The sequence below is a fragment of the Nocardia sp. NPDC058176 genome, assembly GCF_042883805.1.
Classification (GTDB): Bacteria; Actinomycetota; Actinomycetes; order Mycobacteriales; family Mycobacteriaceae; genus Nocardia.
The window spans coordinates 682119-694488 of the sequence record NZ_JBHVVA010000001.1; the positions used below are offsets into that span (position 1 = coordinate 682119).

The 12370-nt window shown below is 66.5% G+C and carries 14 protein-coding genes; 7 read left to right on the forward strand and 7 right to left on the reverse strand.

Annotated elements, in window-relative coordinates; genetic code table 11:
* Nucleotides 1-244: 244 nt before the first annotated feature.
* Nucleotides 245-853, reverse strand: coding sequence for a histidine phosphatase family protein (locus tag ACFVVM_RS03250; RefSeq protein ID WP_387612487.1), 609 nt, complete (start codon nt 851-853; stop codon nt 245-247).
* Between the two features lie 345 nt (nt 854-1198).
* Nucleotides 1199-1660 (reverse strand): hypothetical protein, encoded by a 462-nt coding sequence (locus tag ACFVVM_RS03255; RefSeq protein WP_387612488.1) that lies wholly within the window; start codon nt 1658-1660, stop codon nt 1199-1201.
* Between the two features lie 216 nt (nt 1661-1876).
* Between ACFVVM_RS03255 and ACFVVM_RS03260 the strand changes: the two genes are divergently transcribed.
* The gene (locus tag ACFVVM_RS03260; RefSeq protein ID WP_387612490.1) at nt 1877-2305 is read left to right on the forward strand and encodes a DUF6892 domain-containing protein; all 429 of its coding nucleotides are present in this window, start codon (nt 1877-1879) and stop codon (nt 2303-2305) included.
* A gap of 92 nt (nt 2306-2397) precedes the next feature.
* Nucleotides 2398-3393: a hypothetical protein gene (locus tag ACFVVM_RS03265; protein ID WP_387612492.1), complete on the forward strand. Its 996-nt coding sequence runs from the start codon at nt 2398-2400 to the stop codon at nt 3391-3393.
* Nucleotides 3394-3551: 158 nt separating this feature from the next.
* Here the strand turns inward: ACFVVM_RS03265 and ACFVVM_RS03270 are convergent, their stop codons facing one another.
* Nucleotides 3552-4277, reverse strand: coding sequence for a hypothetical protein (locus ACFVVM_RS03270; protein WP_387612493.1), 726 nt, complete (start codon nt 4275-4277; stop codon nt 3552-3554).
* A gap of 113 nt (nt 4278-4390) precedes the next feature.
* Here ACFVVM_RS03270 and ACFVVM_RS03275 point away from each other — a divergent pair, with 113 nt between their 5' ends.
* Nucleotides 4391-4891: a hypothetical protein gene (locus ACFVVM_RS03275; RefSeq protein ID WP_387612495.1), complete on the forward strand. Its 501-nt coding sequence runs from the start codon at nt 4391-4393 to the stop codon at nt 4889-4891.
* Nucleotides 4892-4961: 70 nt separating this feature from the next.
* Here the strand turns inward: ACFVVM_RS03275 and ACFVVM_RS03280 are convergent, their stop codons facing one another.
* From ACFVVM_RS03280 to ACFVVM_RS03290, 3 genes are all read right to left on the reverse strand, one after another.
* Entirely contained in the window at nt 4962-5498 is a 537-nt protein-coding gene (locus ACFVVM_RS03280) for a hypothetical protein (RefSeq protein WP_387612497.1), read from the reverse strand.
* A 124-nt stretch (nt 5499-5622) separates the two neighbouring features.
* Complete coding sequence (locus ACFVVM_RS03285; protein WP_387612499.1) at nt 5623-7023, reverse strand: amidase; 1401 nt, start codon at nt 7021-7023, stop codon at nt 5623-5625.
* 12 nt (nt 7024-7035) lie between these two features.
* Complete coding sequence (locus ACFVVM_RS03290; protein WP_387612500.1) at nt 7036-8001, reverse strand: D-2-hydroxyacid dehydrogenase; 966 nt, start codon at nt 7999-8001, stop codon at nt 7036-7038.
* An 86-nt stretch (nt 8002-8087) separates the two neighbouring features.
* Here ACFVVM_RS03290 and ACFVVM_RS03295 point away from each other — a divergent pair, with 86 nt between their 5' ends.
* The 4 genes from ACFVVM_RS03295 to ACFVVM_RS03310 all read left to right on the forward strand — a co-directional run bounded on the left by ACFVVM_RS03295 (nt 8088) and on the right by ACFVVM_RS03310 (nt 11372).
* On the forward strand, nt 8088-8828 hold the full coding sequence (locus ACFVVM_RS03295; RefSeq protein ID WP_387612502.1) for an Asp/Glu/hydantoin racemase: 741 nt from the start codon (nt 8088-8090) through the stop codon (nt 8826-8828).
* 10 nt (nt 8829-8838) lie between these two features.
* A complete protein-coding gene (locus tag ACFVVM_RS03300; protein WP_387612503.1) occupies nt 8839-9570 on the forward strand; it encodes a maleate cis-trans isomerase in 732 nt (243 codons plus the stop codon).
* Nucleotides 9557-10219 (forward strand): GntR family transcriptional regulator, encoded by a 663-nt coding sequence (locus ACFVVM_RS03305; protein WP_387612505.1) that lies wholly within the window; start codon nt 9557-9559, stop codon nt 10217-10219. The genes ACFVVM_RS03300 and ACFVVM_RS03305 overlap by 14 nt, the downstream gene beginning before the upstream one ends.
* Nucleotides 10220-10403: 184 nt before the next feature.
* Nucleotides 10404-11372: a CHAD domain-containing protein gene (locus ACFVVM_RS03310; RefSeq protein WP_387612507.1), complete on the forward strand. Its 969-nt coding sequence runs from the start codon at nt 10404-10406 to the stop codon at nt 11370-11372.
* Here the strand turns inward: ACFVVM_RS03310 and ACFVVM_RS03315 are convergent.
* The gene (locus ACFVVM_RS03315; RefSeq protein WP_387612509.1) at nt 11344-12219 is read right to left on the reverse strand and encodes a universal stress protein; all 876 of its coding nucleotides are present in this window, start codon (nt 12217-12219) and stop codon (nt 11344-11346) included. The two genes, ACFVVM_RS03310 and ACFVVM_RS03315, sit on opposite strands and share 29 nt — an antisense overlap.
* Nucleotides 12220-12370: the final 151 nt, after the last annotated feature.

The following is a 12370-nucleotide window of genomic DNA, read 5'->3' on the forward strand; positions in this document are numbered from 1 at the left end:
CCCGAGCGTTCCAGCGACAACAGACTCATTGACAACGCTCAAAGCCTCTGCACCACAATGGTCGCAGGTCTCGACTCGTTGAGCAGATTCGTAGATTGTGCCTCCTCCGACGACAGCTCAGGAACTATATCGCCGGTCCGCGGCGCGATCTCGGTCCAATGTCCCTTGGGACCATGCGCTGAGAGACAATCGCGCCCCGGTGCCATCGATTGTGTCGGTGACATCCGGGGCGCGGAAGGGTGAATCAGCCCAGGTCCGGGTGGCCGACCCACTCGGTGATCGTCCAGCCCTTCTGCGGGCTGCCCTCGAGGACGACGCGGCCGCCGTTGCGCATCGGATCGGTGCCGAGTTTGTTCGGGTCGGCGTTGTCGGCGTTGAGCATCGACCAGAACATGATGGTGCCGCCGTGCGAGAAGATCACCGGGTTGTCGCAGCCGCTGCGCTGCACAGCGAGCAGTGCCTGGTCGACGCGGCCGTCGAACTCGTTGCCGTCGATGGAGCCTGGAATCCGTGCGTCCAGGTCGCCGGAGAGCCACTTGATCGGCGCTTGGAGGTACCCGGACAGCGCCTCGGCCTCCGGGGTGCCCTCGTACTCGCCCGCCTCGATCTCCCGGAAACCGGGCTGGATGTCGAGGCTCAGGTCCTTCTCGGCGACGATCGGTGCCGCGGTCTGCTCGGTACGCACCATGTTGGACGCGAAGGCGCAGTCGTACTTCCTGTCCGCCAGCTGGATGGTCAGATTGTCTGCCTGTGTCCGGCCGCGCGCGGTCAGGTCGGGTCCGGGCACCTTGGTGTCGATCAGGCCGGAGGCGTTACCGGCGGACTCGGCATGGCGCACCAGGGTGATGACCATTTCGCCGGAGCCGCTTCCGGAACTGCTCCCGGAGCTTCCGAAGTCGATATCGGCGGACGCGACACCGGTAGTGGCGGTTGCGGCCGCAGCTGCGGCCGCCATCACCGCAATGGACAATCGAAGAGATCGGATTCGCATGGGTGGGAATGCCTTTCATCGTGGAGAACGCCACTTCAGGTATGCCGAAGAACCGGAATCCGGAGTGGCGTGTATCACAGAAGCAGCTGTTCACCCGAATCAAATGCGGGGTTCCCATTCATCGGGATCTTTCGCGCACTGGACCGCGCGCAGGGAACCCGCTCACCCGGCCGTGACCGCGACAACGCACGGTTGGCGAAAGACGGATTACGGCCAGAAGACTTGGTTGTCGCGTATGACGAGAGGTCGAGAATCGGTGTCTTCGTACCAGCGCAGTCGGCCGAGTTCGACCGAACCATCTGCTGCGATCGCCCGGAAATCGACGTGTCGATACAGCCAGATCAGCAGTGGCTCCAGCATCTCGAAATCCTCGGGGTGCACCTCTTGTCGGGCGTCGAGGTGCCAGCCGGTCGAGGTCTTTCGGAAGCTCGAGCTGAGCGTTCCGTCAATCTTCCACGCGGGCCCGTCCTGGCTCAGGAACGGTTGTGGATCGGTGCAGACGAGTTCCCCGTCTTCACCTTCCACAACACAGACGTACCCCCGTGAGAGCCGACGCTCATCAGTGGGCGCTTCGCCCTCTCCCACCTGCCAGCGCAACTCCGCGATGTCCTCGCCGGAGAGGTCGGCGCGAAGGCCCACCGAGATCAGGAGCTCATAGATATCTGCCACCGCCGCACAGTATTACCGAACCCCGACAAACTCGATCACAACAGATGCGACTGCGCCGTCATCCGTAGATGCGGACGTTCGCGACCACGCAGCAAGCGGCATCATCGATGTTCGGACGCGATCAAGACCGGCACCTGCCGACACTGATGCTCCGAGGTCGACTGGTTCGAAGATCGTCACGACATGGTTGTCGTAGGCCGACGCTAGATTGGGCGTGTGACTACGTTCGTGGACTTCAATCTCAAACTCGCAGTTGTCGAAGAACTCATGTACGGCGAGTCTCCCAAGCTCGCGCCGTGGTCCCTCGAGGACACGCTGGTAGCCCAGGGCTTCGACGGTGACCTCTGGGGGTACTCCACCGACAACTACTTCGACCAGGTCATGCCGGAAGCTCGAGCCCACTTCGAGAGTCTCGAGCTTTCTGCCGAACTGCTCGCAGGGATTGAACAGCTCATCTTCGACGGAGGCAGCCGGATTTACGCCGAATGCTGCCCGCACTGGGACGGCGAGGGCGAGCAGTTCGACGTCGCCCGTCTCGACGACCTCCATCTCCTCCCGAATTTGAAGCGGGTTCTAGGTGCGGAATTGCTGGCGCCCCATCTCAGGACGGTCTTGCGGTCTCGAGGCATCGAGTTGATCTACTAGCCTCAGCGCGATCAGCGAATGGCATATTCGGCGAATGCTGTCATGAGCTGCCGGTACGTTGTTCTGGTCGGACCTTGGAGAGGGAATTCAGCGTGGCACAGTGGGCGGCTTTGTTGGAGCGGATGCGGTGGTTCTTCGAGCCGGACTGGAACGACGACGACTGGCAACATTCGATGAACGGACGCCACATCCAGCTGCGGGATCACCGCACCGGCTATCGAGTCGAGTTCTTCGCCAACGGCAATGACGTGCAGGTATTCATCGACGTACCCGACAATGAGCACCACGCGGCCGCCCTATCGGCCTACTGCCGGAACGATCCCGACCACCTGTGGAGGGAACGATATCTCTATCTCGAGGAAGACGATGACGGGACGTTCAGTCCTCCCATCGACGGTCCGCGCCAATGGGAGTCGGGGTGGCGGCAGTCAGCGGGCAGCGCGCAGCGGCCGGCCATAGTCTGTCTGTCGGTGATCGAGGTGATGCGCGATGTACTCGGTATGAGCCCTGATCATCTGCGATCGAGCGTCTGGGGACGCGATCGACCGGGAGACGACACCGGATGGGGTTTGGCCTCGGTGGCGGTCCCGGACCGGCCCACACGGCGCGGCCGTGCTGAACAATGCACCGACTGGGCTGATTTCGTCGATCGACTGGAGTGGGTGCTGACGACGATGCCGTGGAGCGGAGTGCTGATCATCTCGGCGCCGTCGTGCACCGGAGTCTCCAGTTTCGTCCAGTTCTACTGCGAGTTGGATGTGTTGCCCGAGGTCATCCTTCATGACCATGGCGAGCTCAGCCCAGAGGATTGCCGTCGCCGAATGTACGAGCTGGGATGGTCCGAGTCCGACAGCCTGCCGGAGATCGACGCGCCGCTGTGGGTCGATCCGAATTCTGAGACCGAAACGCGTCCCTGGCGGCGCGCACTTGCGACCCGCACCGCCGAGACGTTCCGGAGCGTCCTTTCTGTGGACAACCCGCAGCACCTGAACTTCACCGCCTTCTGCCAGAATTTCGATGACGATCTGGCCTACCTGGCAGCTGAACTCGGGATACGCCGGGAAACAAGTGATGTGACATCGTTCTGAAACCGACACGAGGGTACGTTCGGCCGGGCTGTCAGCTTCCTTTTGTCATGCGACCCGCGGCGATACGCGATGCTCAGCGAGACTTTCGCGGTGGCCTGGTCACCGAGGCGGCCACCAGCGCCTGTGCCTGCCTCGCCGAATGGAGGTATCGGGGCGGTTCATCCCATCGTCTGACCTACCACCAGGCCTGGACCGAGCATTCGCACCACGGCATCGGCGATAGCCGGGCACGGATAGCGGTCTCCACCGAGCTTGTAGCCGACCGACACGAATGCCTGCACCGGGTGCACAGGGCCGTTGTCCGGATCAGCGAGCGTATCGGCGAACAACGGCCGGTCTTGCGGGCGGGCGAGCGCGAAACAGGTCAACAGGATTCGGCTGTCCTCCGTCCAGAAGTAGTTCTGCACTTCATGATTGCCGAAGTCGAGCCGGTCGAAGACGATGGCGATGTCCTCTCGCCCGTATGGGGCGGCGGAGAGTGCGGGCGCGATTTCTGACGGGTCGCTCCCGGTTGTCAGCACCCGTCCCGATTCCACGGCCTGGCCCCATGGCGGAACCTGACCCTGCTCCTGGTCGGTGCGGCCAAAAGTGTCGGTGGTTCGTTTGCCGCCCACGGTCAGCGAACCGGCGCGGACATCTGATCGGATCTCGCCGAGCAGCCCGATAGAGGGCTGTTCGGTATTGGCAGACAGGTCACCGGCGACCAGTGTCCAGGGCGCGCACGCTACCTGATACCGAATCATGCTTGCCGCCAACTCGGCGAAGTCCGCCACTTCCGGCAGGTACGCCTCGTAGGGGGCGAGGAATTGGTCTGTCCAGATACCCACCCACAAGACCATGCCAGGCGATGACAAGCCCACGGAACCCGGCACGATGGCGTGCACTGGACCTCCTCGACTCGGACGGTCCGAAAGCGGGCATGGCCGGGCTTTTCGTTCGGCGGTCCCAGCAGACGAAATCGGTCGCTTGGCTCCGATCGCTGATCGATACTCTGTTCATGGGAAAGAAGACTGGCCACAGTTGCGACCATGCCGATCCGGCGGACCGGTCCCTGTTGTCAGCGGCGGCCAACGCTGCGCTTCTACTCGAGGAAACGATGTGGGCCACCAACCACGACGTCAGCATCGGCCTCGATCCAGTCATTGCGTTGGATGGCGAGCTCTTCATCCGCCGTACGCCACTGCGGGATCGCATACTCCGCGTCGTAACTGACCCGGTTGTCGACACCGTAGTGATAAAGCCGGTTTCACGATGGCCAGAGCACTTCCGCAGCGCGGTCCGTCGGATGTCCCCACCGCTGGGGCCGTCGGCGCATGATGGCGTGCTGGACGCGCTGATAGACGATTACGCCCGCGACGTCGAGAGCTTGCTCGGCACCATCCGATTCGCGGCAAAGGTGGAGATCCAACCGGACGGCTATTACGCCAACATCTGGGATGATTTCGTCTTGGTATCCCGCACGCACGCGGCTCGCCTGTCCTTGAGTGCCACCGATTGACGACTGTCGACTCAGCGGCCGCGGGCTCTCCCCCACACGGTCGATCACTGTGCCAGTACGGGGCGGACGTTCAGGACCGAGCATCGCGCCGGTGGTCAGGTGATGACCTTGTGCAGCCAATTGCCGGCTCGATGGTCGAGTGGCTCGTTGACGGGGCGGGTGCGTCGCACGGTTGTGTGGAGGGATCGCACAGGCGGCATTCGAACTCGCCCTGGAAAATACCGTGTCGGGTGCACCTGTCGAGGTGAGACGGGTTCGGGGCGATGGTCCAGTCACCGAAACTCGAGTCGGCCGTCCTGTCGGCACGGAACGTCGTAAGCATCCGCAGGAAGGCATCGAGGTGGTCATCGATCGCCGGGGTGTAGTGCAGCTTGTGCCAATCGGTTCGACGGATCGCGCGGTCGAGGAGCTCGATGAAGAACTGCTGTTCCTGTCGGTGGTTCTGGGTCCACGGCAGTTCGGCGAGGTCGAATCCGGCCGTGCCGCGGGCGTATCGCGCCAGGTCGCAGAAGTGCAGCACCAGGTTCTGCTGCCAGACCGTGCTCGCCACGGCGGAACCGGCCAGTGCGATCACATCGCAGAACACGTCGGTGGCGCCGTTGGTCATGTTGATGTTCATCCCGACCGCATCCACGCTGAAATGGTTCCCCACATCTCGACCCTAGCGGTGCCGTCCCTGAGGACTCTTCGTACCAGACCTCACGTGGGGAGCACTGTCACGCCTGCCGATTTCAGCTGTTCAGCACCGATTCGGCGTGGCGGGCGACGGCGAGGATCAGGTCGTCGGAGTGGCGGGGGCCCACGATCTGGAGGCCGACCGGGAGGCCGGTGCGGGTGGTGCCGACGGGGATGCTGATGGCGGGTTGCTGGGTCATGTTGAAGGGGTAGGTGAAGGGGGTCCAGGCGGGCCAGCCGGTCAGGGCGCTGCCCGGTGGGACGTCGTGGCCGGCTTCGAAGGCGGGGATCGGCATGGTGGGGGTGATCAGGACGTCGTAGGCCGTGTGGAAGTTGCCCATGGTGATGCCTACTTCGGCGGCGACGTGGCGGGCGTCGAGGTAGTCGATGGCGGTCACGGAGTCACCGCGGGCCCACACTTCGCCCAGACCGGGATCCACTCGCTCGCGGGATCCGGCGGGGAACTTCGACAGCATGGTGGCCGCTCCCGCCGCCCACAGTGTCTCGAATGCCGCACGCGGATCGGGGAATCCGGGATCGACGGCGTCGATGGTGAGATCGGCCTGGGCGAGCCGGCCGACCGCGGCCGCGACGATCTCGGCGACCTCGGGGTCGACGCGCGCGTAGCCGAGTGTGGCGGAGTAGCCGACCGACAGTCCGCGTACATCCCGCTGCATCTGGCTGCGGAAGGTCGTGAAGGTGGGTGCCAGCGCCGTGGGGTCGCGTGGGTCGGGTAGCGAGAGGATGTCCATCAGCAGTGCCGCGTCCTCGACGGTGCGCGTCATCGGGCCGGCGTGCGCGAGCGGCCCGAACGGGCTGGCCGGGTAGAGCGGAACGCGCCCGTGGGTCGGTTTGAAACCGACGATTCCGCAGAACGAGGCCGGAATCCGGATGCTGCCGCCGCCGTCGGTGCCGACCGAGACCGGCGTCATCCCGCCCGCCACCGCCGCCGCGCTGCCACCGGACGAACCGCCTGCGGTCGTCGCGGGATCGGCGGGATTGCGGGTGATCCCGGTGAGCGGACTGTCGGTGACGCCCTTCCACGCGATCTCCGGGGTGGTCGTCTTTCCGACGAACACCATCCCGTCCTCGCGCAGCCGGGCGGCCACCGGACTGTCCACTGTCCACGGCCCGCCCGCGTCGATGCAGGTGGAACCGCGCAGCGTCGGCCAGCCCTCGGTCAGGAAGATGTCCTTGATGGAGATCGGCACGCCGTCGAGCAGGCCGCGCGGATTGCCCGACTGCCAGCGCGCCTCGGAATCCTTGGCCTGCACCAGCGCCCGATCCGGGTCGACCAGGCAGAAGGCGTTGAGCGCGCCGTCGCGGGTGGCGATGGCGTCCAGGCAGGCCTGGGTGGCCTCGACGGGGGAGAGCTGCCCGGCCGCGTAGGCCGAGACCAGCTGCACCGCGGTCATCGCGGTGGGATCGGTGGGGAGACCGGGGTCGGGCTGCGTCATGGCGGGGCTCCTTCAGCCGGGCACGTACCCGAGCGTCTTGTCGACAACGTTGTCCAGTGGCAGACCCGCTGCCCACCGGCCGAAGTTGTCGGTGAATGCGCGCACGATCTCGGTGCGCCACCCGTGGAAATCGCCCGAATTGTGGGGCGTGAGCACCACATTCGGCAGATCCCACAGCGGATGACCGACAGGCAGCGGTTCCGGGTCGACCACGTCCAGCGCGGCCCCGGCGATCGAGCCGTCGGTGAGCGCGGCCACGAGATCGTCGGTAACCACGGATTCCCCGCGCCCGACATTGACAAACCTGGCATGGGGTTTCATCGCCGCGAACGCGGCGGCGTCGAACATGTGCCTGGTCTGCGCGGTGAGCGGCGCGATCGCGATCACGTAGTCGGCGCGGGGCAGTTCGGCGTGGAGATCGGCGCTGACGGTGCCGAAATCCGGATCGCCGGTGCGGGCGCGGCGGCCGACCCCGCGCACCGTCATTCCCGCGGCGCGCAACAGTCGCGCGATGGTCCGCCCGATCGAGCCGGTGCCCACGATCAGCGCCGTCGCCCCGGCCACGCGTTCGGATTCGCGGTGGCGCCATTCCTGCCGCTGCTGCAACCGGATCGAGCCGGGGAGATCCTTGGCGAAGGAGATGATCTGCCCGAGAACGTATTCGGCGATGGCGGTGTCGAACACGTTGCGGGTATTGGTGACCACCACCTCGGAGGCGCGCAGCTCCGGGAACATCACCGGATCCACGCCGACGCCGCCCATGTGCAGCCAGCGCAGGCGGTCGGCGCTGTGCCAGGCGCCCGGTACGGCGCGGGTCTGGAAGTCGTAGACGAACAACACATCGGCGCCGCGTAGCGCATCGGCGAGCCCGTCGGCCTCGGTATAGCGCACGTCGGCGCGCTGGGCGACCGGGGCCATGAGGTCCGATTCGGGCGCACTGTCACGATGTAGGACGGTGACAATCGGCCCGTTTTCCACATTGACACCGTAAGTTCAGATCGTATGATTGTCAACAATCCGATCGTGTTCGGAGGTCTGCCCGGCTGAGCGCGAGAGGGGCCGAAGTGGAGTTCAGCTTCCCGGACATCGACGGGCCGGTAGCCCAACGAGGTATCGGCGTGATCGCGCCGTTCGACCTCGCCCTCGAACGGGAACTGTGGCGGTGGGCGCCCCTGGAGGTGAGTCTGCACCTGGCCCGCACACCCTATGAACCCGTGCCGGTGTCGCTGGCCATGGCCGAACTGGTGTCGAACCCGCTGCACCTGACCGCGGCCACCCATGACGTGCTGCACGTGGAACCGGAAGTCGTCGCCTACCTCTGCACGTCGGGCAGTTTCATCAACGGGCTCGCCTATGAGCGGTCACTGCGGGAAACGATCTGTCTGGCCGGTGCGCCCGACGCGGTGACCACCTCCGGCGCCCTGGTGGAGGCGATCAGGCGCCTGAACCTCACCCGCATGTCGGTCATCACGCCCTACGACGAGATCCTCACCGGCAAACTGCGCGACTTCCTCGACGAAGCGGGCTGCACCACGATCAAGTCCGATCACCTCGGGCTGGGCGGCGGTATCTGGAAGGTCAACTACCGCACCATCGCCGAACGGATCCTGCGCGCCGACGACCCGCGCTCGGAGGCGATCTTCGTCAGCTGTACCAACCTGCCGACCTACGACGTGATCGAACCGCTCGAACGGGCACTCGGCAAACCCGTCCTCACCGCCAACCAACTGACCATGTGGGCCTGCCTCGGCCGAATGAAACTACCGATGATGGGACCGGGGAAATGGCTCGTCGATGTGTTCTGAACGGAGTGAGATGCCAACGCCGACAATAGGGTTCATCTATCCCGACCACGCCGCCGAGGACGACTACCCGCGCGCCGCGGCCCTGCTCGACGCCGCATTGCCGGTGGCGCACATCTACGGCACCGACCTGCACGCGATCCCCGAACTCCTCGACCTCGGCAGCCCCGAGAAACTGCGCCATGGCGCCGAACTGCTCGCCCCCGACGAACCCGCCGCCGTCGTCTGGGCCTGCACCTCGGGCAGTTTCGTCTACGGCCCGGACGGTGCTCGTGGACAGGTCGAGAGCCTGGCCGCAGCGGCCGGGGTACCCGCGTCGAGCACGAGTTTCGCCTTCGTCGAAGCGGCGCGGGCGCTCGGGGTGCGGCGCGTCGCCGTCGTCGCGAGTTATCCCGAGGACGTCGCACGACTGTTCGTCGACTTCCTGGCCGACGCGGGCATCGAGGTCGTGTCGATGTCGAGTGCCGGGATCGACACCGCCGCCGAGGTCGGCACCCTGACCCCCGACCAGGTCCTGACGCTGGCCGTCACCAACGATCACGTCGACGCCCAGGCGCTGCTCGTCCCCGACACCGCCATGCATACTCTCGAAGTGCTCCCGAAACTCGAAGCCGCGCTCGGCAAGCCGGTGCTCACGGCGAACCAGGTCACCATCTGGGAAGGTCTGCGGCTGGCCGGGGTCACCCCGGTCGCGCCCGAACTCGGCGCGCTGTTCGCGCGGGGGAGCCGGCATGTCGATCATTGATTTCGAGCCGGTCAACCAGCAGTCGACCGCGGAGATGATCGCCGACCGGCTGCGCGAGGCGATCATGCGCGGCGCACTGGCCCCCGGCGCCCAGCTCGGTGAAGCCGACCTGGCGGCCGGCTTCGGTGTCTCGCGCGGACCCGTCCGCGAGGCCATGCAGCGCCTCGTCCAGGAGGGGCTGCTCTTCAGCATCCGCAACCGCGGCATCTTCGTCATCGAACTCACCACCGACGACGTCGTCGACATCTACCGCGCCCGCACCGCCCTGGAAGGCGGCGCGCTGGAACTGCTCCTTGACGGCCGCCGCGAGATCGCCTATGCCGCACTGGAACCCAGCGTCACCGCCATGCTCGCCACGGCCGAAGCGGGCGACGCCACCGGTGTCTCCGACGCCGATCAAGCCTTCCACGAAGCCCTCGTCACCGCCACCGACAGTCCCCGCCTGGTCCGCGCCGCCCGCACCCTGCTCATCGAAACCCGCATGTGCCTCGGGGCACTCCAGACCACCTACCCGGACCTGCGCGAACAAGCGCGCGAACACGTCGAATTGCGCGAAGCGATCGGCACGGGTTCCCCGGACCGCGCGCGTGCCCTGCTCGTCGAGCACATGGACGACGCGGTCCGCCGCCTGCGCGACCGTCCGGTGTGATGACGAGCCGCAGGGGACCGGCTGTGTGGAGGAGAGGCGGATTGCCCACGTCGCGGGGGTATTAGGTCGTCGTCGAGAGCACCCCGATCGGGGACCGGCGGGGACGAACGGCCCTGGGTCGGCGACCGCGCGGGGCGCAGGCTGGAAGCAGAACCTCTCATCCACTCACCGAGGCAGGCCTGTGATGAAGATCGAGATCCCCGCCGACACGCGCACTCCAGCCGATCCCGCAGTCGCGAGCACCCTGCTCGCCGACTACCTGCACACACAGCGGGAGACGATCCTGGACGGGCAGATCACCGTCGAGACCCACGACGATCCGGATTCTGTGCCCGGGATGGTGATCGCGGCGCGACGGGCGCGCAGTGCGCTGAGCGCACATCGGCGAACGGTGCGTTCGGAGCCGGAGGTCCGCAGGCTGATCGAGGAACTGCGCTGGTTCGGCATCAACCTCGGGGCAGCGCACGAGCTGCGGACGCAGTCGGCCCGGCTGCACGCCGCCGTGGACGTGCTGCGGCCGCGCTATGTCCGCGGTCCGGTGAACGCGAGGATCACCGAATACTTCGGCGAGCGAGCCAGACTCGCGTGGGTGGCCGCGCGCGGCCTGCTCGGCTCACCCCGGTTTCCCACCATGATCGAGGACATGATGGCCGAGGAACGGTTGCTGCGCGGTGGGATCGTGGCCGGGATCGACGACGTGGATCACGAGGAGGTGCTCAGCGCGCTCCTGGAGCGCGTGCGGTCGCGGATGCGCGCGATCGAGTCGGCGCGGGAGGAGGACGCGCGCGACGCGGCGGTCCACGCGTTGCGCAAAGCGATCCGGCGCACCCGCTATTACCTCGAGAGCGTGCACGATCTCGCACCGTCGCGCAGCACACAGGCCTGCGAGGGGTTGAAGGCGGTGCAGGACCTGCTCGGCGAGCACCAGGACGCGGCGGTGGCCAAACACCACCTGATCCAGATCACCAGGACGGCGGAGAACGCGGGGGAGTCGACCTTCACCTACGGACTGCTGCTGCAGCGCGAAATCGACCTGACCACACAGTGTTCGGTGGCATTGCCCGCGGTCTATTGGCGATCCCTGCGTGATGCCAGGGTGATGGCGGACGTCGAGCACATCGCCATCAGTGACCGACGCCGGGCCGGGCGATGATCAGCGGGCAGGTGGCGCCGTGGAGGACGGCCTGGGCGACCGAGCCGAGGGTCATCTCGGCGAAGCCACCGCGACCGTGGCTGCCGACGACGATCAGCTGGGCATCGGCACCGGCCGCGAGGACGGCTCTCGCCGGACGCTCCTCGACGACGATGCGTTCGACCGCGACCTCGGGATACTTCTCCGCGTACCCGGCGAGACTCTCCGCGAGCACCGCTTCGGCTTCGGCCTGCATCGTCGCGTGTGCCTCGTTGCGGTAGGACCCCGACCAGGCGTGCACCGCCACCAGCCGGGCACCGCGCCGGGCCGCTTCGTCGAAGGCGATGGCGACCGCGTCGACACTGCACGGTGAGCCGTCGACGCCCACCACCACGGCGGCACCGAGCGGCGTCGTCGATTCCGGGACCACCGCGACCGGGCACAGCGCGTGCCGGGCGAGGGAGGTGCTGACCGAGCCGAGCAGCGTCCGTCGGATGGCGCCGAGCCCGCGGCTGCCGACGACCACCAGCCGCGCCGATTCGCTGTGGTCCCGGAGCACCTGGACCGCGGGCCCCGCCACGGCATCGGTCGCGATGACGATGTCGGCGATCGGTGCGGTGAGCTCGCCGGCTTCCGCCGCGGCGGCGGAGACGACCGCTTCGCCGTGCCTGCGCAGCGCTTCGAGATCGTAGACCGGGCCGGTCAGACCCGGGCCGTAGTCGAGTGGGAACTCCGCCGCGTGGACGACCCGCAACGGCACCCGGTGGTGCGCGGCGTAGTAGGCGGCCCAGTACAGCGCCCGGCGCGACGGTTCCGAACCGTCGACACCGACGACGACCGGCTGCTTCGGATCTCCCGGAATGGTCATGACGGGTTCCTCTCCCTTGCCGTTCGGCTGCTGGTCGAGTGTTGTTTCCAGCGTGGTCCGTGCCCGGACCGGCCGATACGGCCGAAGGTCCCCCCGGGTGCTGGCATAGGTCCTCGGCCTGCCGTCTTTCGAGGCGACCATCGCGGACTCG

Coding starts and splice junctions, on each gene's coding strand:
- ACFVVM_RS03280 (WP_387612497.1), bottom strand. CDS start 5,498: ATGACCAACGGCGCCACCGACGTGTTCTGCGATGTGATCGCACTGGCC.
- ACFVVM_RS03275 (WP_387612495.1), top strand. CDS start 4,391: ATGGGAAAGAAGACTGGCCACAGTTGCGACCATGCCGATCCGGCGGAC.
- ACFVVM_RS03315 (WP_387612509.1), bottom strand. CDS start 12,219: ATGACCATTCCGGGAGATCCGAAGCAGCCGGTCGTCGTCGGTGTCGAC.
- ACFVVM_RS03305 (WP_387612505.1), top strand. CDS start 9,557: ATGTCGATCATTGATTTCGAGCCGGTCAACCAGCAGTCGACCGCGGAG.
- ACFVVM_RS03310 (WP_387612507.1), top strand. CDS start 10,404: ATGAAGATCGAGATCCCCGCCGACACGCGCACTCCAGCCGATCCCGCA.
- ACFVVM_RS03250 (WP_387612487.1), bottom strand. CDS start 853: ATGGTCATCACCCTGGTGCGCCATGCCGAGTCCGCCGGTAACGCCTCC.
- ACFVVM_RS03285 (WP_387612499.1), bottom strand. CDS start 7,023: ATGACGCAGCCCGACCCCGGTCTCCCCACCGATCCCACCGCGATGACC.
- ACFVVM_RS03300 (WP_387612503.1), top strand. CDS start 8,839: ATGCCAACGCCGACAATAGGGTTCATCTATCCCGACCACGCCGCCGAG.